The organism is Pseudomonas sp. WS 5146, from assembly GCF_012985495.1.
GTDB classification, from domain to species: Bacteria; Pseudomonadota; Gammaproteobacteria; order Pseudomonadales; family Pseudomonadaceae; genus Aquipseudomonas; species Aquipseudomonas edaphica.
In genome coordinates this window covers 801153-820863 of sequence record NZ_JAAQWL010000002.1, presented here as the reverse complement: position 1 = coordinate 820863, position 19711 = coordinate 801153, and the positions used below count along the sequence as shown (strand labels likewise).

16 protein-coding genes, 4 tRNA genes and 2 pseudogenes are annotated in these 19711 nt (G+C 60.9%); 7 read left to right on the top strand and 15 right to left on the bottom strand.

Translation table 11 applies throughout. The features are described from left to right. The first annotated feature begins 19 nt into the window (after nt 1-19). Complete coding sequence (locus HBO41_RS08435) at nt 20-2239, top strand: hypothetical protein (protein ID WP_169985765.1); 2220 nt, start codon at nt 20-22, stop codon at nt 2237-2239. Here HBO41_RS08435 and gltS read toward each other — a convergent pair. After that, nucleotides 2196-3407, bottom strand: a complete 1212-nt coding sequence (gene gltS, locus HBO41_RS08430) for a sodium/glutamate symporter (RefSeq protein WP_099547845.1) — start codon at nt 3405-3407, stop codon at nt 2196-2198. The two genes, HBO41_RS08435 and gltS, sit on opposite strands and share 44 nt — an antisense overlap. 93 nt (nt 3408-3500) lie before the next feature. On the opposite strand from gltS, the pseudogene HBO41_RS08425 reads away from it, so the two are divergent. After that, nucleotides 3501-3722: pseudogene (locus HBO41_RS08425) on the top strand (hypothetical protein); the annotation flags it as partial. A 68-nt stretch (nt 3723-3790) separates the two neighbouring features. Here HBO41_RS08425 and HBO41_RS08420 read toward each other — a convergent pair. From HBO41_RS08420 to HBO41_RS08405, 4 genes are all read right to left on the bottom strand, one after another. Continuing rightward, nucleotides 3791-3866: transfer RNA gene (locus HBO41_RS08420), tRNA-Gly, on the bottom strand. A gap of 4 nt (nt 3867-3870) precedes the next feature. Continuing rightward, nucleotides 3871-3946 (bottom strand) — tRNA-Glu (locus HBO41_RS08415). A 105-nt stretch (nt 3947-4051) separates the two neighbouring features. Beyond that, nucleotides 4052-4127: transfer RNA gene (locus HBO41_RS08410), tRNA-Gly, on the bottom strand. Nucleotides 4128-4130: 3 nt separating this feature from the next. Next, a tRNA-Glu gene (locus tag HBO41_RS08405) sits at nt 4131-4206 on the bottom strand. A gap of 383 nt (nt 4207-4589) precedes the next feature. Here HBO41_RS08405 and HBO41_RS08400 point away from each other — a divergent pair. Next, a complete protein-coding gene (locus HBO41_RS08400) occupies nt 4590-5348 on the top strand; it encodes a hypothetical protein (protein ID WP_080593750.1) in 759 nt (252 codons plus the stop codon). A gap of 702 nt (nt 5349-6050) precedes the next feature. After that, nucleotides 6051-6863 carry an alpha/beta fold hydrolase gene (locus HBO41_RS08395; RefSeq protein WP_169985763.1) on the top strand — a complete coding sequence of 271 codons (813 nt, stop codon included), beginning with the start codon at nt 6051-6053 and terminating at the stop codon, nt 6861-6863. A 27-nt stretch (nt 6864-6890) separates the two neighbouring features. Here the strand turns inward: HBO41_RS08395 and HBO41_RS29795 are convergent, their stop codons facing one another. From HBO41_RS29795 to HBO41_RS08380, 4 genes and pseudogenes are all read right to left on the bottom strand, one after another. Next, on the bottom strand, nt 6891-7733 hold the full coding sequence (locus tag HBO41_RS29795; protein ID WP_371920520.1) for a methyl-accepting chemotaxis protein: 843 nt from the start codon (nt 7731-7733) through the stop codon (nt 6891-6893). Between the two features lie 15 nt (nt 7734-7748). Continuing rightward, a pseudogene (locus tag HBO41_RS29790) lies at nt 7749-7976 on the bottom strand (HAMP domain-containing protein); the annotation flags it as partial. Between the two features lie 996 nt (nt 7977-8972). Then, nucleotides 8973-10385 carry a PLP-dependent aminotransferase family protein gene (locus HBO41_RS08385; protein ID WP_017134452.1) on the bottom strand — a complete coding sequence of 471 codons (1413 nt, stop codon included), beginning with the start codon at nt 10383-10385 and terminating at the stop codon, nt 8973-8975. 203 nt (nt 10386-10588) lie between these two features. Further along, entirely contained in the window at nt 10589-11350 is a 762-nt protein-coding gene (locus HBO41_RS08380) for an SDR family oxidoreductase (protein WP_017134453.1), read from the bottom strand. Nucleotides 11351-11578: 228 nt separating this feature from the next. Between HBO41_RS08380 and HBO41_RS08375 the strand changes: the two genes are divergently transcribed. After that, nucleotides 11579-12586 (top strand): NADP-dependent oxidoreductase, encoded by a 1008-nt coding sequence (locus HBO41_RS08375; protein WP_169985759.1) that lies wholly within the window; start codon nt 11579-11581, stop codon nt 12584-12586. A gap of 111 nt (nt 12587-12697) precedes the next feature. On the opposite strand, the gene pyrF is transcribed toward HBO41_RS08375, so the two are convergent. After that, nucleotides 12698-13396 (bottom strand): orotidine-5'-phosphate decarboxylase, encoded by a 699-nt coding sequence (gene pyrF, locus HBO41_RS08370; protein WP_169985757.1) that lies wholly within the window; start codon nt 13394-13396, stop codon nt 12698-12700. A 261-nt stretch (nt 13397-13657) separates the two neighbouring features. Between pyrF and HBO41_RS08365 the strand changes: the two genes are divergently transcribed. Together HBO41_RS08365 and HBO41_RS08360 are read left to right on the top strand one after the other, a co-directional pair. Then, the gene (locus HBO41_RS08365) at nt 13658-14422 is read left to right on the top strand and encodes a response regulator (RefSeq protein ID WP_026013476.1); all 765 of its coding nucleotides are present in this window, start codon (nt 13658-13660) and stop codon (nt 14420-14422) included. Next, nucleotides 14422-15456, top strand: a complete 1035-nt coding sequence (locus HBO41_RS08360) for a HAMP domain-containing sensor histidine kinase (RefSeq protein ID WP_017134457.1) — start codon at nt 14422-14424, stop codon at nt 15454-15456. The genes HBO41_RS08365 and HBO41_RS08360 overlap by 1 nt, the downstream gene beginning before the upstream one ends. Here HBO41_RS08360 and HBO41_RS08355 read toward each other — a convergent pair. From HBO41_RS08355 to HBO41_RS08335, 5 genes are all read right to left on the bottom strand, one after another. After that, nucleotides 15453-16514, bottom strand: coding sequence for an AI-2E family transporter (locus HBO41_RS08355; RefSeq protein ID WP_056859710.1), 1062 nt, complete (start codon nt 16512-16514; stop codon nt 15453-15455). The genes HBO41_RS08360 and HBO41_RS08355 overlap by 4 nt on opposite strands. Nucleotides 16515-16587: 73 nt before the next feature. Continuing rightward, nucleotides 16588-17406 (bottom strand): DUF4892 domain-containing protein, encoded by an 819-nt coding sequence (locus tag HBO41_RS08350; protein WP_017134459.1) that lies wholly within the window; start codon nt 17404-17406, stop codon nt 16588-16590. A 102-nt stretch (nt 17407-17508) separates the two neighbouring features. Beyond that, nucleotides 17509-18363 (bottom strand): alpha/beta hydrolase, encoded by an 855-nt coding sequence (locus tag HBO41_RS08345; RefSeq protein ID WP_099549014.1) that lies wholly within the window; start codon nt 18361-18363, stop codon nt 17509-17511. Continuing rightward, nucleotides 18360-19163, bottom strand: a complete 804-nt coding sequence (locus tag HBO41_RS08340) for an alpha/beta fold hydrolase (protein ID WP_099549015.1) — start codon at nt 19161-19163, stop codon at nt 18360-18362. The genes HBO41_RS08345 and HBO41_RS08340 overlap by 4 nt, the downstream gene beginning before the upstream one ends. Before the next feature lie 97 nt (nt 19164-19260). After that, entirely contained in the window at nt 19261-19704 is a 444-nt protein-coding gene (locus tag HBO41_RS08335) for a hotdog fold thioesterase (protein WP_169985755.1), read from the bottom strand. Nucleotides 19705-19711 lie beyond the last annotated feature (7 nt).

The following is a 19711-nucleotide window of genomic DNA, read 5'->3' as shown; positions in this document are numbered from 1 at the left end:
TTCTATCGGAGGGGGCGTGATGTCCTTGATCAGCGATGTAGAACGCGCTTGCACACGCCTGGCCTCAGCAGGATGGCATGACCTGTTGCTGCACCACGGCCTGGACATCACCTCGACAAGCCTGCGTGAGGAACTCGCCAGGCCTGTGCAGATTGATCGCACCCAGCCAGGCTTTGAGGATTTTTCCGCTGATGCCACACGCGGTATAGAGCCTGGGCACCCGGCCGACAGCCTGCTGTTTCATGCCTTCGCCTCGCCCAATGTGGTCACCGCGGTCCAGGGTAAAACGCTCACGGCCTTCCCCACAGCCGCTGAAATCGAGCACGTCCTCAATTATGTCTACGGCGCCGCTCCCCCGACCCTGGAGGCTTTGCAGCAACTGGCCGGTGAGGCGCAACTGGCGATTGCAGTGTTCGCGTATGAATACCGGCCCTACGCCGAAACTGTGCACAGGCGCCAGGCGGACCTGTGTTTCTCGCGTACCGGGGTGGCCCGGGTCGGCACGGCGGACGCGCTCTATAACCCGCAGCAAAGAGGTTTTTTGCCCTTTGTCGAGGGCCAGCCAAACCAGATGCGGGTGATACCGGCGCGCTACGGCGCGTTCATCGCTGCCCGGCACACCGGCCAACCGGCGCGGTTTGGCCCAATGGATGCTCAACCTATCGATGAGGATCTGGAGTTCTGGGTGCCCCTGCACAAAGTGTTCGATGGCAACGAGTGCCTGGCCGGAATGGACCTGACTGTGCAGTTGGAAAACCACCAGATCAATGAAAAAATCGGACAGATCCATAGGCGATTTCGCGATACCGGCTGGCAAGAGCCTGACATTCTCAATGCGCCTTTCGTCATTACCGAGGGCTTGTCCCATTGGGCGAATACCGATGAGTTCGCGCCGGGGCTGTTGATGCCCGACGCCAAAGAGGCGCTGGTGGAACTGGCCTATTACCAAGACCGTCCGCTGTCGTTCATGATGCCCCCAAATACCGGCGGGTTGGTGCATGGGCGCCATCATCTACGCGACGACGGTTCGATCGAAGACCTCAATCAGCGACAGGATGTCGACGCCATCGTCAAGGCGGGCGGCTACCGAGCCCTGCACTATCAGGATGCCATGGCCGACGGCTGGGTACGGGCCCACTGCCCTGCGCTGGAACTGGCGAGCATCGCCGCCTACTCCATCATCGGTGCGCCGGATTTTTTTCCGTTATGTGGGCAACGAGAGCTCAAGCAATGGTCCAGCGACCCGGCGGTTTTCCCTTGCCCTGCGCCGCCCTGCCCAGAGGTTTGGCATACACGGGTCAACCCACTGTCCGACGTGCGTTTTTTTATCAATCAGGCCCTTGCCGGTGGTTACTTCGCCCCTGAAGACCGTGGCGTCACCGCCATCGTCTCCCACCCACAGTCCTCCACAACACCCGACTTGGCCCTTCCTGTGCAGCGTGCTCAACGGCAATCCTGGCTACCGGATTTCGCCAGCGGGGTCTTTGGACCGGGCTGGGAAGTGGGCCGGGGCCTGGTAGACGCTCCGTTTACGAACATGCTGTGCGGTTATCAGTTAGCCAGCCCGTTTACTGAGGATGCACGCATCTGTGCGGCACTCGGCTCCTACTGGCCAGGGGTGGCACCTGACTCCACCCGCAGCTTTGAACCGCGCAATGTTTCGGCCACGGTCATTCCGCTGACAGACAGCGAAATCGGCCTGGGCGACAGCCCTGCCTGGGATGGCCGCGCCGGTCCCACCTTGATTGAGTCGCAGGGGCGCATGCTGGTGCAGTACCGTGCTTATGAGTACAGCGACTACACGCAGGCCGCATTGGATGGCCAACTGTCGCTGGCCATCACCGGGCAGACCAGCACCGCGCAGTACCACCAGAGGGTGCTGGGGATGCGTCGTGCTTATGAGGCAGTAGGGGTCGGATCAGACAAAGAACAACGAAAACGCTGGCCTCTGCTGGCGTTTTTTCAGGTGCAATTACCGGATCAAGCGTTCGAAGTTGCGCAGCAAGAGGCCGGCTTGCAACTCTCGGGTGAGGTGCATTTTTACACGCTGTACAAACATGGCGCGATAATCACCCCCACGCATGACTTCAAGCTTCGCCACGTGCAAATAGAGCAAGTCATCGACCTGTACATGAGCCACGACGCCGTACTGATCCGTCTGGACGGCGCCGCCTGGCGACCATTCGAAGGCCCCCTCAACCCGCCGCCCCCAAAAACGGCAACGCCAGGTACAGTTTGATCACCACCGCATTGGTAATGTCGATAAAAAACGCCCCCACCATCGGCACCACCAGAAACGCAATCGGCGATGGCCCGAAGCGCTGCGTGACCGCCTGCATATTGGCAATGGCGGTCGGCGTGGCCCCCAAGCCAAAACCGCAATGCCCCGCCGCCAGCACGGCCGCGTCGTAGTTGCGGCCCATGACCCGGAACGTCACAAAGATCGCAAACAGGGCCATCAGCAACGCCTGGGCCGCCAACAGAATCACTATCGGCAAGGCCAACGCCGCCAGATCCCAGAGCTTGAGCGACATCAGCGCAATCGCGAGGAACAACGACAAGCTGACATTGCCCAGCAGCGACACTTCACGCTCAAACACCTGATGCCAGCCAAGCGCCGACAAGCCGTTGCGCAACACCACGCCCACAAACAGCACGCATACAAACGTCGGCAATTCGAAAGCCGTACCTTTAATAAAGCCATACAGGAAGGTGCCGACCTGCAAGCTGATCGCCAATAACGCCAGGGTCTCGATAAATGAAAACGAGGTGATCATGCGTTCCTGGTTGGGCTGCTCAAAGCCTTTGGGCTGGGGCGGTTGCGCCAGCTCAACGCCGGGCACCTGCACACGTTTGATCAGCAAGCGGGCAACGGGGCCACCTATCAGCCCACCCAATACCAAGCCAAACGTCGCCGAGGCAATCGCCAGTTCGGACGCCGAAGCCACGCCATATTTTTCGCTGAACACCGCGCCCCAGGCTGCGCCAGTGCCGTGCCCGCCGGACAAGGTGACGGAGCCTGCCAACAGCCCCATCAACGGGTCGAGCCCCAGCGCCTTGGCCAGGGCAATGCCCATGGCATTTTGCACCACCAGCAGGGCCGTCACGACCAGCAGGAAGATGCCGAGGATGCGCCCGCCTTTCTTCAGGCTGGCAAAGTCCGCATTCAGGCCGATGGTGGCAAAGAACGCCAGCATCAAGGGGGCCTGCAATGAGGCGTCGAATCGAACCTCGATATCCGTTAATGCGCGCAGCAACAGCAGCAGCGCAGCCACCAATAAGCCGCCGACCACCGGCTCCGGAATACTGTAGGCGCGTAAAAAGCCGATACGGGCGACCAGCCAACGCCCCAACAGCAGCACCAGAGAGGCGGCGACCAGGGTTGAGTAAAAATCGAGTTGGAACATCTGGGCAGTTCTCTGAAGTGAACAGGCACACGGGGCTGGCCAGAGTAGAGACAGCAGAACCAGTACACACCCACCCGCTATTAACTACAGACTATTCCCACGCACTTCACAACAAGGCCTACACATGTCGCGTGCAGCCGCTATCGCTGGGTGGTCGCCGGTTTGATTTTCGTCATCTACGCCATTGCGGCGGCCGACCGCGCCAACCTCGGTGTGGCGATGCCATTTATTCGCAAAGAATTCGACATGAGCAACGCCGAGGCAGGCGGCCTGATAAGCCTGTTCCTTCTCGCCTATGCCCTGGCGCAGATTCCTGACCCGGCTGATTAAAATCAGCACAAACAAAAACGCCGATCATTGCTGATCGGCGTTTTCGTTAAATATGGAGCGGGAAACGAGACTCGAACTCGCGACCCCGACCTTGGCAAGGTCGTGCTCTACCAACTGAGCTATTCCCGCAAAATGGCGTCCCCTAGGGGACTCGAACCCCTGTTACCGCCGTGAAAGGGCGGTGTCCTAGGCCACTAGACGAAGGGGACACACAACTGAAACACATGGTGTGTATTTCAGTGCCCAGAGGTTAAATCCGAAGATTATGCCCTGGTTTCACTCAATGCCGCCCGAGGGCCACATTGCTTGTAAATTGGAGCGGGAAACGAGACTCGAACTCGCGACCCCGACCTTGGCAAGGTCGTGCTCTACCAACTGAGCTATTCCCGCATATGGCGTCCCCTAGGGGACTCGAACCCCTGTTACCGCCGTGAAAGGGCGGTGTCCTAGGCCACTAGACGAAGGGGACACACGTACAACATTCACTCCCTACCGCGTTTCGCTGTGTGCTTTACGCTGTAAGTGGCGCGCATTCTATGGATGGATTGAAAGGTCGTCAACCCCCAAGGATAAATTTATTTAAATCAATGACTTCGCCCTGCTTTCCGGGCCTTGGCGGGCATTCTGCCCGTCCGGGCTTTGACGCCTATATTCTGGCGCCCGACAAGGCGCTATAGTTCGTCCGAGCAAATGATGGCAATGTGCATCTATGCAGGGAGCCCGCCCGGCAACGCTTACCTATATAGAAGAAACTACCTGGGCAACTGGTCGAACAGTCCTATCCGCCGGATGGTCCAGTCACTACACTCCACAGCAAACCCTATAAAAGAGGTCACACCGGTGACACCACTCATGATCACCCTGCTGGTAATAGCCGGGATCGTAATACTGATCGCCATTGGCTACATGAACCACGTGGTGGAAAACAACAAGCTGGAAAAGAAACGTACCGAGATCGAGCTCAATGATCGGCTGCGTCGGTGCGGTGAAATCACCGAGACCTTTCCTGGCCAATTGATGACCCCGGCGCTCAAGCTGCTGCTCACCCGCCTTGAGCTGAACGTCAACCAGCGTCTGTTGCACCTCAACAAGTCCAGTGCAGCACTCAAGGCGCGTATCACTGAGTTGAATGCGCTGATCGCCCAGGGCGAATCGATTCCGGTGACCAACCCGCCGGCGCCGATCCAGACTGAAGCCAAGGCCAAGGATGTGCGTTTCCTCCTTGAAGCCCTGCATGGCCAAGTGACCCGCGCGGCTCAGGATGGTTTTCTGCCGACCAACGAGGCCAAGCACTGGATCAAGGAAATTCGTCATATCCTGGTGCTGCTGCACATCGAGTTCTTCAACAACCTCGGCCAGCACGCCCTGCAACAGAACCAACCCGGCCAGGCACGCCTGGCATTCGAGCGCGGTGTGCAGTACCTGCGTAAACAGCCAGAGCCGGTGCTCTATAGCGCGCAGTTGCAATTGCTTGAGAATCAATTGGCCCGTGCTAATTCGACGGTACTGACTAACAGCAAGCCGGCTGAAGATGAGGTCAATGAGTTGACTGAAGGGCTTAAAGTTGTGGATGCGGATGCGGAGTGGAAGAAGAAAGCTATCTACGATTGATCGTTGGGGGGCGGGCGCGGTGGATGGATGGGTTGGGTACATATCCGTTGCTGCGGTAACGGCTACTTAGGGTTCCGCCCTGACGGCGGCTCACTTTTGGAAAGACCGGAATGCCGGCCCAGCCAAAAGTAAGCAAAAAGTCTTCGCCCCACCACTCGGCACCTCGCTTAGGCTCGGTGTGCCAGAACGAAGGCTTGAATCCGTGGGCCGCCGCGATGGGCCAGCATGGTTGACGGGGCGCCTCAGATCAAAAGCAAGATCAAAAGCAGAGCACGGCGGCCTAGTAGCCGACCTGAGTGGTTGAATCAAAAGCAAAAGCGGATTTGCATACACTGAAGAGCTGCTTTGCTGTGGGAGCTGGCTTGCCTGCGATGCAGACACCTTGGTGTATCAGGTACACAGAGTTGATGCCATCGCAGGCAAGCCAGCTCCCACAGTTGACCGAGTTTGGCTTTGCTGTTGCTGTCGCTGTTGCCGAGTGTTGGGGCGAAGACTTTTTGGTTGCTTTTGTCTGGGCCGCCATTCCGGTCTTTACAAAAGTGCCCCGCTGTCAGGGCGGACTCCTAAGCCGCCGTTACCTAAATAACGGATATGCCCCCCAACGCAACACGCCACAACAAAGTGCCATCACTTTGCACCTATCCCCCCGCCCCCGACTAGCGTAAAAAAGTGCCCCTAACTCCATGAAGTCAGAGGCCTGCTATGCCTGTCGCCGTCATTGATGGACAACCGCTGCACTACGTCGACCAGGGCACCGGCCCGGTCGTTCTGCTGGGCTCAAGCTACCTGTGGGACCGCCACATGTGGGCGCCGCAAATCGAAGCCCTGTCGCAACAGTACCGCGTGATCGTCCCCGAGCTCTGGGGCCATGGTGAATCCGGCGCGCTACCGGCCCAAACCCAGTCCCTGGACGACCTGGCGCGCCAGACCCTGGCCCTGCTGGATCAGTTGGACATCCCACAGATCAATCTGGTGGGCTTGTCGGTCGGCGGCATGTGGGGCGCACGCCTGGCATTACTGGCCCCAGAGCGCATCAACAGCCTGGTGCTGATGGACACCTACCTGGGCGCCGAGCCCGAGGCCACGCGTCAGTATTATTTCTCGCTGTTCAAGATGATCGAAGACGCCGGTGCCATCCCTGAGCCGTTGCTGGATGTGATCGCACCGATCTTCTTCCGGCCAGGCATCGACCGCGAGTCGGCGCTGTACCAGGATTTCCGCCAGTCACTGCAGGCCTTCTCCAAGGAGCGCCTGCTGGACAGCATCGTGCCATTGGGCCGCCAGATCTTCAGCCGCGCCGATATCCTCGACCAACTGCACCGCCTGGACACCGACACCACCCTGATCATGTGCGGTGAGCAGGACAAACCACGCCCACCCGTCGAATCCAGGGAAATGGCTGAGTTGATCGGTTGCAGCCTGACCCTGATTCCAGACGCCGGGCACATCTCCAGCCGCGAAAACCCGGACTTCGTCAACGAAGCCCTGCTGACCTTCCTCGCCAACAACGCCTGATCGTACGGCTCCGCCTTTGCTCATTGATCAAAGGCGGAAGTGCCCCACCATGCCCTTGAGCTCCGCCCCCAACTGCGCCAGCTGAATGCTCGACGCGGCGTTGCCTTGCATGCTCAGCGCTGATTGGTCGGCACTCGCGCGAATACTGGTGACACTGCGATTGATCTCTTCGGCCACCGAGCTTTGTTCCTCGGCGGCGGCGGCAATCTGCTGATTCATCTGCTGGATCAGGGACACGGCAGCGGCGATGCTGCCCAACGCGCTCTCGGTTTCCAGCGCATCGCTGACGGCGAGTTTCACCAGCTCGCCGCTTTGCTGAATCTGCTGCACCGATGACTGCGCCGCACTGCGCAAAGTACTCACCAACCGCTCGATCTCCTCGGTCGATTGCTGAGTGCGCTTGGCCAGTGCCCTCACCTCATCGGCCACCACCGCAAACCCCCGGCCTTGCTCGCCGGCACGGGCGGCCTCGATGGCGGCGTTAAGGGCCAGCAGATTGGTCTGTTCGGCGACACTTTTAATTACCCCCAATACCGTGCCGATGTGCTGGATTTCGGCACTGAGGCTGTCGATACTGGCGCTGGCACTGGTGCTGGAGGACGCCAGCAACTCAATGCGTTGCAGGCTCTGACGCACCACCTGCTGGCCGCTGTCGACCTTGGCATCGGCGGTCTGCGCCGCTTGCGCGGCTTCTTCGGCGTTACGCGCCACGTCATGCACGGTGGCGGTCATCTGGTTCATCGCCGTGGCGACCTGCTCGGTCTCCTCCTTCTGGCTGCTGACCTCTAGATTGGTTTGTTCGGTGACGCTGGAGAGTGATTGCGCAGAGCTGGCCAATTGCTCTATGCCGGCCTGCAAGCCGCTGACCATCTGGCTCAAGCCATTGCCCATCTGTTGCATCGCTTGCATCAGCTGGCCAATTTCATCGCGGCGACTGACCTCCATCCGCCCGCTCAGGTCACCGGCGGCGATCCGCTGGGCCACTGCGATCACACTGCGCAGCGGCGCCACGATCAGGCGGGTAATCAGCCAGGCTGCAACCAGCCCCACCAGTAACGCCAGTGCCGAGGAACCGACGATCAGCAGCGTGCTTTTCTTCAATTGCGCCTGCATCGACTGGTCTTCGGCGGCATACGCCTGGTTGACCCAGCTGACCACCTGGTCGGCGCGGTCATGCAATTGCTTGTAGACGATTTTTTCCTGAGCCAGCAAACCGGTGTACTCACCGAGCTTTTCGCTGAAGGCCGCAATATGCCCGGACACCTCATTGAGCACGGTCTGGTAACCCGCGTCCTTGACCGAGGTTTTCAACTGCTCAACCTGCGCAAGGGCCTGGTCGGCCTGTTCGATCTTGCCCTGTTCGGCGTTGTCGGCATCGGCCTTGCGGCTCTGGTCCAGGCGTACCCGCGCCTCGTTCATGGCTTGCAGCATCAAGCGAGACACCTGGCTGACCTGCCCGGCCTGTTCGATAAACTCGGCGCCCTCCTTGCCCTGGCTTTCCTTAAGGCCATAGGCGCCATCGTCGGCCAGGCCGGCTTGCAGCACATCGAGGTTATTGGCCACGCTGGAAACGGACCAACTGGCCATTTCCAAAGCCAGGTCCTTGGTCTGGGTCAACTCGACAAATTCATCGAACGCCTTGCGATACGCGGCCAACGCCTGTTCAACGTCGCCCATCACCAGCACATTGGCGGCGGACTGGGCCTTGAGCGTGGCCGCCAGGGCGGCCAGTGCATCGACGCTCTCATGCAAGGCATCAACGGCTTTGGGGTCGGCGTGCAACGCGTAGTCCTGCTCGATCAAGCGCACCTTGAGCAAGCCGCTGTTGAGCGAGGACATGGCATTGAGGCCTTCGAAACGCTGGCCAATGGTTTGCAGCGACCACACGCCAATGGCCGCCACCAGCGCCGTCAGCAGCAGCACCAGGAAGAAGCCCAAGCCCAGCTTTTTTGCCATACCGAGGTTGGCGAAACGTCGTTGCACGGCCGAAATCATTGCACTTGAATCCTCTTGCACGGGCAGATGCCAGCAAGCCTGGTTGCCATGCAGCGAGATTCGCAACGAGACGCCATTGGCACAAGACGTTGGCGTCACAATAATGGCAAAAAGCTACATGCTCGTCGTTTTCAGAATGGTTGAGGTCGATCTGGCAGGCCCCATGGCACGGAACAACTCCAAAGCCCGCTGATCAGCAGCATAGGCCACATTTATGCGCAGCCAGTCACTGTGCTCACCGCGGGGAGTGAACAGCGCCCCGCAAGACAGCAGGACACCAAGCCTGCGCGCGCACGCCTGCAACCGTGAATGATCGCCCAGGCCCGGCCGCGCCCACACAAACATACCGCCAGCAGGCACGGCAAACACCTGCCATTCCTCATCCTCCAGCACCTGCAGGGTGGCTGCCATTTGCGCATTCAAACGCTTGCGCAGGCGTTGCACCCACTTGCGGTAGGTGCCATTGGCCAGCAATGTGGCGACCACTGCTTCGGCAAACCGTGAAGTGCCGATACCGGTCAGGGTCTTGAGGCTGGCCATTTTCGCAACGATGTCTGTGCCGGCACTGACGTAGCCCACGCGCAAGGCACTGCTCAGGGTTTTGGAAAAGCTTGATACGTAGATCACCCGGTCATCATGGGGCAACGCCGACAGCCGCGTGCAACTGGCGTGCTGCAGGTCGCCATAGACGTCTTCTTCAATGATCAGGAAGCCATCGCGTCGCGAAAGCTCCAGCAACCGTTCAGCCACGGCGCGGCACAGGCTGGTGCCGGTTGGGTTGTGGTAGAGGCAGTTGATGAACAGGCACTTGGGGCGATGCCGTAGCAGCAGTTGCTCAAGCACTGGCATGTCCGGGCCGCCCACGGTGCGCGGAACTTCCAGCAACGTGACGCCATGGCGCTCCAATTGTCGATAGAGGTTGGCGTAGCCCGGCGTCTCGACCACCACCGTATCGCCAGCCTTGAGCAATGAGCGGATCAACAGGTCCTGTGCATGGCCGGCACCATGGGTGGTCAGGATGCGATCCAGGCAGGTGCCCACCTTTATCTGGGTCAGCCGCTTGAGCAGTTGCTCGCGCAATGCTGGCAGGCCCAATGGCGTGCTGTAGTTGAAGAGACCGGCCGTGTCGGTGCGGCTGATTTCCCGTATCGCGTAGCACAGGTCATCACTTTCACGCCATGTGTCCGGCAGCCAGCCGCAACCCAGCTTCAACTCGCCCAACGGGCCATCGACATAGGCGCCCCAGCCCAGCTCTGCACCCTCATACCAGTGGCCTTCAAGGCAAACAGGCGGCTGGGCGACCACAAATCCCGAACCTTGCCTGGACGCCAGCAACCCCTGGGCCACCATTCGCTCGAAAGCCTCGATCACGCTGGACTGGCTGAGCAGGTTGTCGAGGGCCAGTTGCCGGATGGACGGCAAGCGCGTGCCGGGGCTCGCGCCGCTCTTGCGTATCCATTGCGCCACCGCGCTGACGATTTGCTGCACCACCGGTACAAGGGCTTGTCGATCGATCCCTAAATCCATGAGCCACTCACTTGAACTGTCTGTTATTCAACCCCAAACAGTTAAGCACAGAAGCTCGCTCAAGCCGGTCGCAAAAAATTATTAAAGTATTGATTTTATTGACTTATTTACCTGCTGATACACATTCTGACGAGGCCTTGTGCCAGCCATGGAAACGCCCCACAGCAGCCCCATCCTTTTCTAAGAGTGCATGGCATGGAGTCCTAGATAGCCGTTGCGCCACCATCCACCGCCAAGGCTTGCCCGGTGGTAAACGCCGCCCCATCACTGCACAGGTACAGCACGGCACTGGCGATTTCCTCGACCTTGCCGATGCGCCCAACCGGGTGCATGGCGGCGGCGAACTCGGCTTTGCGCGGGTCTGCTTCATAGGCACGGCGGAACATGTCGGTGTCGATCACCGCAGGGCACACCGCATTCACGCGGATTTTCTTCTTTGCATATTCAATTGCGGCCGATTTGGTCAGGCCGATCACAGCATGCTTGGACGCCGCATAGATGCTCATCTTCGGCGCAGCGCCCAGCCCGGCTACCGAGGCGGTGTTGACGATCGCACCGCCGCCCTGGGCCAGTAACAGCGGCAGTTGATACTTCATGCACAACCACACGCCCTTGACGTTGACGCCCATGATTGCATCGAACTCATCCAGGCTGCCGTCGGCCAGCTTACCCTTCTCAATCTCGATGCCGGCGTTGTTGAAGGCATAGTCCAGGCGCCCATAGGCGGCGAGGGTCTGTGCCATCAATTGCTGTACGTCGGCATCCAGCGTGACATTGCAACGCACGAACAGCGCTTCGCCGCCCGCCTGTTGAATCAACGCAACCGTGTCCTCGCCGCCCGCCACATCCAGGTCGGCTACCACTACTCTCAAGCCTTCTGCGGCAAATGCCAGCGCGGTGGCGCGGCCAATACCGGCGGCGGCGCCGGTCACCAGGGCAACCTGGCCGGAAAACGTCATGCTCATGGGGGATGTCCTATGCAAGAAATAGCCGTGGGCCGAGTCTAGCCAAGCCGACGGCGGGCGCGTCAGCACTATCATATGGCCGGTTGGGGTTGCATGAATCGCAGTGATAAGACGCCCAGGCCAACTATCAGTCCAACCTATCGGCGGGCATTCGCAGCCACCCTTAACCTTGCCCCCAGGCCGCTGAAGGTCTATCACTCAGGGTTCACTTCTAACAGAGTCCCTGCCATGACTGCCCAGACCAACCGCCAATTCCTGCTCGCCAAACGCCCGGTCGGCGCCGCCACGCGGGAGACCTTTACCTACCACGAAGTGCCGGTGGGCACGCCAGGTGATGGGCAAGTGCTGGTGCGCAATGAATACTTGTCCCTGGACCCGGCCATGCGTGGCTGGATGAACGAGGGTAAATCCTACATTCCACCGGTCGGCATCGGTGAAGTGATGCGGGCGCTGGGCGTGGGCAAGGTGATTGCCTCGAACAACCCGAAATTTGCCGTGGGTGATTATGTGAACGGCGCGCTGGGTGTGCAGGATTATTTCCTGGGCGAGCCGCGCGGCTTTTATAAGGTCGACCCCAAACTGGCCCCGCTGCCGCGCTACCTGTCAGCGCTGGGCATGACCGGCATGACCGCCTACTTCGCCCTGCTCGACACCGGCGCGCCCAAGGCTGGCGATACCGTGGTGATCTCCGGCGCCGCTGGCGCAGTGGGCAGCATTGCCGGGCAGATTGCCAAGCTCAAGGGTTGCCGCGTGGTGGGCATCGCCGGGGGCGCCGACAAGTGCAAGTTCCTCATTGATGAACTGGGCTTTGACGCGGCCATCGACTACAAAAGCGAAGACGTGCCCGCCGCCCTCAAGCGCGAATGCCCTAAAGGCGTGGATGTGTATTTTGATAACGTCGGCGGCGACATTCTCGACGCCGTGCTCAGCCGCCTGGCCTTGAAGGCACGGGTGGTGATCTGCGGCGCAATCAGCCAGTACAACAATAAAGAAGCAGTGAAAGGCCCGGCCAACTATTTGTCGTTGCTGGTCAATCGTGCGCGCATGGAAGGGTTTGTGGTAATGGACCACGCGGCGAACTTTGCCGCCGCCGGCATGGAAATGGCCGGCTGGATGGCCCAGGGCAAGCTCAAGAGCAAGGAAGATATTGTCGAGGGGCTGGAGACGTTCCCGGAGACGTTGATGAAGCTGTTCAACGGCGAGAACTTTGGGAAATTGGTGCTTAAAGTCAGCTGACCCGATCGTTCCCACGCTCTGCGTGGGAATGCAGCCCGGGACGCTCTGCGTCCCAAAGCGTGACGCAGAGCGTCACAAGAGGCGTTCCCACGCAGAGCGTGGGAACGATCATCAGGCGATTTCGGCGACGACTGCGGCCAGTGCCTTGGCCGGGTCCGCCGCCTGGCTGATCGGGCGACCGATCACCAGGTAGTCCGAGCCTGCATCCAGCGCCTGACGCGGCGTCAGGATACGACGCTGGTCATCCTGGGCGCTGCCCGCGGGACGAATCCCCGGGGTTACCAGTTGCAGCGACGGGTGCGCGGTCTTCAGCGCCTGGGCTTCCAGGGCCGAACACACCAGGCCATCCAGGCCAGCCTTCTGCGCCAAGGCTGCGAGGCGCAGTACCTGCTCCTGCGGCTCGATGTCCAGGCCGATGCCGGCCAGGTCTTCGCGCTCCATGCTGGTGAGCACGGTCACACCGATCAGCAAGGGTTTCGGGCCGCTGCGCTGCTCGAGCACATCACGGCAGGCGTTCATCATGCGCAGGCCGCCGGAGCAGTGCACATTGACCATCCACACGCCCATTTCGGCGGCGGCTTTAACCGCCATGGCCGTAGTATTGGGGATGTCATGGAATTTCAGGTCGAGGAATACTTCGAAGCCTTTGTCACGCAGAGTGCCGACGATTTCGGCGGCGCAGCTGGTGAACAGCTCCTTGCCGACCTTGACCCGGCAAAGCGCGGGGTCCAACTGGTCAGCCAGCTTCAGTGCGGCGTCACGAGTGGGGTAATCCAGGGCGACGATGATAGGAGTCTGGCAGACGGACATTGGAATGGGCTCTCAGGCAAGTCGAAATCGGCGCGGATTGTAGCGCAAGCGGCGCCGTTGCGGGATCCGATGATCGGTAAAATGCTGATCAAACGCGCATAACCCAGTGTTTTAAGAAGTTGTGTCAAGACTGATACATTCCCGACATGCCCTCAACACGCCCCGCGACTAGCCTCGCGCACATGACCGCTCGCCCGGCACTTCCAGCCATGGAGCCGGGCGCCTATGCTCAATGCAACAACCCAGGCAGATGATCGCACTATGCATACCCCTACCGTCTCTGTAAACGAAGAGCAAAAAAGCGCGGTGATCGCCGAAGACAAGCGGTGGAACACCCGCGCGCTGATCGTCGATGACGACCTGCCGATCCGTGAACTGCTGATCGACTACCTGGCCCGCTTCAATATTCTTGCCACCGGCGTCACCGACGGCACGGCCATGCGCACCGCCATGCAAGCCGAAACCTTTGATGTGGTGGTGCTCGACCTGATGCTGCCGGGCGAAGACGGCCTGTCGCTGTGCCGTTGGTTACGCACTGAATCGGACATCCCGATTTTGATGCTCACCGCACGCTGCGAACCCACCGACCGCATCATCGGCCTGGAACTGGGCGCCGATGACTATATGTCCAAGCCGTTCGAACCGCGCGAGCTGGTGGCGCGTATCCAGACCATCCTGCGTCGGGTGCGCGATGACCGCACCGAGCAGCGCGCCAACATCCGTTTCGACAACTGGCGGCTCAACAGCGTATTGCGCCAACTGGTGGCCGATGATGGCCTGGTGGTGCCGCTGTCCAACGCGGAATTTCGCTTGCTGTGGGTGTTTATCGAGCGCCCGCGCCGTGTGTTGAGCCGCGAACAATTGCTCGATGCTGCCCGTGGCCGCTCCATCGAAGCCTTTGACCGCAGCATCGATCTGCTCGTATCGCGCCTGCGCCAGAAGCTTGGGGATGACCCGAAAGCACCGCAACTGATCAAAACCGTGCGTGGCGAAGGCTACCTGTTCGACGCCCGGGATATCGGTTGATGCGCGCCACCTTCAATACGCTGTTTGGCAGGCTGTTCGGCGTATTGCTGGTGGCTATTGTGCTCGCTCATGTGCTGGCGATCTTCTGGTTCCGTCATTACGGCCCGCCACCACCACGGCCCCAGGAAACCTTTGTCGAGCAACCAGACGGCACGATGAAGCCATTGGCCCGCCATCACCGCCCATGGTACGGCGGCCCCGTGGTACCGCTGACCTTCCAGTTTATCTCGCTGATCATCGCCGCCTGGTACGGCGCCAAACTGCTGAGCCGGCCGATCCAGCGCCTGAGCGCAGCGGCCGAACGCTTGAGCCTTGACCTCGATAGCCCGCCACTCGACGAATCCGGGCCACGGGAAGCACGCCAGGCTGCATCGACCTTCAACCTGATGCAAAAACGCATCCGCGAACAAGTCAGCCAGCGCGCGCGCATGCTCGGCGCCGTCTCCCATGACCTGCGCACGCCGCTGTCACGCCTCAAGCTGCGTCTGGAGCAGATCGAAGACACCAAGCTGCAAGGCCAGATGCGCCAGGACCTGGACGACATGATCGGTATGCTCGACGCCACCTTGAGCTACCTGCACGAACAACGCACCAGCGAGACCCGGCACTGGCTCGATGTGCAGGCGCTGGTCGAGTCCCTCAGCGAAAACGCCCAGGACCAAGGCTCGGACGTGCAGTTCTCCGGCACGTGCGTACCGTTGCAGGTGCAACCGATGGCACTGCGTTCGTGCCTCAACAACCTGATCGACAACGCCCTGCGGTATGCCGGCACGGCGCGTATTGAGTTGGCGGACAGCCGTGGCGCCCTGGTGATCCGCGTGATCGACCACGGGCCGGGGATTGCGGCGGATAAACGCGAGGCGGTGTTCGAACCGTTTTTTCGCCTCGAAGGCTCACGCAACCGCAACTCCGGCGGCGTTGGCCTGGGCATGACGATCTCCAAGGAAGCCGTAGAGCGCCTCGGCGGCCACCTCAGCCTGGAGGAAACCCCAGGCGGTGGCCTCACGGCCGTGATGTGGTTACCGAGGGCCTAAAGTGCTTTATCTTCGCGACGTTCCTGGGACTGGGTCGCGCTCCAATCCGTCAGCAGGCTGTAGGCCACCGCCAACAAGGTCGGGCCGATAAACAGGCCGATGAAGCCAAAGGCAATCAAGCCGCCAAACACGCCTAACAGCACGATCACCAGCGGCAGGTTGCCGCCTCGGCTGATCAGGTACGGCTTGAGCACGTTGTCCACGCCACTGATGATGAACGTGCCCCATACACCGAGGAACACCGCATAGGTGTAGTCGCCCTTCCATGCCAGCCAGGCCGTGGCCGGGATCCACACCAGCGGCGGGCCCATGGGGATCAGGCTGAGCAGGAAGGTGACGATGCCCAGCACCAGCGCGCCCGGCACCCCCGCAATCAGGAAGCCGATCAGCGCCAGCAGGGCCTGGGCCGCCGCCGTACCAATCACGCCGTTGACCACGCGCTGCACAGTGCCGGCCACCAACTCGATGTAGTAACCGGCGCGCTCGCCGATCAGGCGCTCCAGCAACCGATGGGCAAACATCGCCAGCCGTGGCCCATCACGGTAAAAGAAGAACACGAACACCAGGCTCAGGGTCAGCTCGAGGATACCGCCGCCAATTTGCGCACTGCGCGCCAGCAGCCAGTTACCCACCTGCCCCAGGTACGGCTTGATGCTGACCATCAGCGCCGCGCCCTGTTGGTCGATGCTGTCCCAGGTCGCCACCAGCCGCTCGCCAACAAAGGGGATCGAGTTCAGCCAGGCAGGTGCGGCGGGCAAGCCGTCAACCTGGATATCCTTGATCAGGCCGACCGCATCGCGCACATGGTCGGCCAGGTTGAACCCCAGCCACACCAGCGGCACCGCCACCAGCAACATCCAGCCCAGGGTCAGGATGCCCGCCGCGAGGGATTCGCGGCCACCCAGCCAGCGCGTGAGCAAACGCATCAGCGGCCAGCTGGCAAACGCCAGCACCGCGCCCCAGAACAGCGCCGACCAGAACGGCGCCATCACCCAGAAGCTGGCACCAAACAACACCAGCAGCAGGATTTGCACCAGTAGGCGATCGTTATTGAGCATCGGGTATCTCGAGAATAAGGCTGTAGGAAGAGAGCTTAGGCGAACGGCACGGGTCCGTTCGCCTTGATAACGGTCAGCGTATCAGATGCAGGTGCAAACCCTTAGCGTCACCGCTGCCGGTTTCCAGGCGGGCAGCCCGCACACCGCTGTCGATCAGACCCTGGCGCCAGGCTTCGGCGGTCGGCCCGGTGAGGCTCACGCGCAAGGTGGCGTCGAGGTTCAAGCCACGGGAAATCAAGGTCAGCCAAGTGGCGTCAGGCGCGCTGCCGAGTGCCGGAAAGTCCAGCTCGCCGGTGCTTTTCAGCTCGCGCAGCAAGGTTGCCGAGGTGGGCAGCAAGTCGCCCAACGGCGCCCCGGCGTCCAGTTGTTCTACATGCAGATAAGCCCGGCGGTTGCCGCGCGTTATGCCATACAGCGCCACCAACGAGTTGTCTTGCGGGGCGGCCAGGCGCAGCAGCAGGTATTCCTGCTGGCCGTCGGCGCCGACCAGCTTGGCATTGCCGAACACTTCATTGGCCCACAGGCTGCTTTCGCCGCAATCACGCGCCTGGCACCAGAACAACAGCTGCGCGCCCTTGGCCTGCAGCGCTTCGCGCGTCGCGGTAAATGCGGCGCTGGAGGTGTGCTCGGCAGGCAGCTCATAGGTGATTGCAGTGGTTTGGCCGCGCGCCGTAGCCTGGCCTTCGTAGCGCAACTGGCCGCTGATCTTGCGGATCGCGCCCATGGGGTAGATGCGTTCTTTTTCTTCGGCGGGGCGATAATCGACGATTTGCGCGTCGACCTGACGGGCCACGGTCGGCAGATCCTGGCTGCCTGGCACATCGGCGGCGAACACCAAGGGGCTGAAACAGCACAGCCCGAGGACACGGAGACATTCTTTACGCAGGCTCATCGGATGATTGAGCCCTGGCCATCGAAGTGCGCAGCGGTGTTGAGTTCGTACATGGTTGACTCCCTTTCAATCCGCCCAGCCTCGGCAGTTGACCCCGCCAAGTCAAGGCATGGAGAAAAACCGATTGAAACAGTCTGCAACAAGGATCGCGCCGGGCTCATCATTAAGGTGTAAATGATGGCCGCCCGGCAGCGTGTTCACCGTAAAAGGTAGCTGAGAAAGCAATTCGGAATGTTTCGCCAGCATGCCGTCAGCCGCGACGACCAATTGTGTAGGGCAACCCACACGTCGCACGAAAGCCATCGCCTGTTCATCGGTCAGGCGCATCGGCGACGCCAGGGTCAAGCGTGCATCGGTGCGCCAGGTATAGCCGCCCGGCACGGGCATCAAACCGCGCTGGGCCAGCAGTTCAGCGGCTTCACGGCTGACCGCCACCACGCCTTTCATGCGCGCTTCGACGGCCCGATCCAAGGTGCTGTAGACCGGTTTGCGCTTGTCTTGCAGGCTCAATTGCGCCTGCAACGCCATGCCGAGGCGCTCGGCGGCGTTCTCGCCAGCGGCGGTCGGCGGGATCACGCCGTCGATCAACCCCAGGTGTGTGACGCGTTCCGGCAGCGCTCCGGCCAACACCAGGGAAACGATGGCGCCAAGGGAATGGCCAAGTAATGCAAAACGTTTCCAGCCCAGTTGTTCAGCCACTTGCAGCACATCAAACACGTAATCCCACAAGGCGTAGCCGGCCCCGGCAGGCCGATGCGCCGAGTGCCCATGCCCGGCCATGTCCAGCGCAACGATGCGCAAACCCGCAAGCTTGGGTGCCAGCCGCGCAAAGCTGTTGGCGTTGTCCAGCCAACCATGCAAGGCGATCACCGGCAGGCCGTCTTCAGGCCCGAACAAATGCGCGGCCAATTCGATATGCGGCAGGCTCAGGCGCACTTCTTCGACGGGGTTGCTCATGCGCAGCTGCGCTCACGGGCTTCCCAGCGGGAAAACAGGTTCTTGATCAACGTCGCGGTGTCCTGAGGGCGTTCGAGAGGGAACATATGGCCGCCGGGCATGGTGAGCATTTCACCCATGGGCAGACGATCGACACCACTGGCATGGTGACGCATCACCACCCGGCTCTGACGCCCGCGCACCACCGCCAGCGGCACCTTCAGCTGGCGAACCTGGCCTGGGCTGGTATGGGGCACGCCTCGGTAGATACTGATTTCGGTGGCCGGGTCAAAGCGCAAGCGCAGGCGATCGCCCACCTGTTGCAGGCCGTGTTGCAAATACGCGTCAAAGCACTCCGGGTCGAAGCCGCGAAACAGCGTTTTGCCGGCGAAGTAGCTGCGTGCGGCGGCCAGGTCGCTGAATTCTTCACGCCGGCCCAAGGTACGCCCCGCCGGGGTCAGGCGGTCTATAAAGCCAAAACGTTTGGCAGCGCGAATTACCCAGCGGTCAGCGCGGGTCAATACCGGCGAATCAAGCATCACCACACCACGGTACAGCTGCGGGCGGCGCATGGCCGCGTGCAAGTGCAGCACGCCGCCCAAGGAATGGCCCACGCCCCACACCGGTTCCGGTTGCTGTTCCAGGTGATGGATCAGCTCATCCACCAGGTTCTGCCAGTTGTCATCCACCGGAAACCTGGGGTCGTGACCGTGCTGCGGCAAATGCGCCACCGCGTACTCCGGGGCCAGGGCGGCAAACAACTTGCCGTAAGTGGCCGAAGGAAAGCCATTGGCATGGGCAAAAAACACGTGCTGCGACATACAGGATCCATCTACGGGAACAGAAGTGAATTGTCACCAGCCTTGAGCCGTACAGCAATGACTGTAACCGCCAGGAATGATGACACTCACGCCACGCCTATCGTGCGGGTGGGTTCTCGCCCAACGGCACCACGGCCATGGTCAGGCGCGACACACAGCTGGCTTTGCCATCGTCGCTGGTCAAGCGAATGTCCCACACCTGAGTGGTACGGCCGATATGAATCGCCCGCGCCACCGCCGTCACCCGCCCGCTGCGCACACCACGCAAGTGGTTGGCGTTGACCTCAAGGCCTACGCAATAGAACTTGCTGGCATCAATGCACAGGTAAGCCGCCATGGAGCCGACGCTTTCGGCCAGCACCACCGACGCGCCACCGTGCAGCAGGCCGTACGGCTGGTGGGTGCGATGGTCGACCACCATGCTCGCGGTCAGCGACTCGTCGTCGAAGCTTTCGAAACGGATATCCAGCAGTTCACCGATGGTGTTTTTCTGGATGGCGTTGAGTTGCTCGATATTCGGTTGGGTGCGCCACAAGCTCATGAAGTCG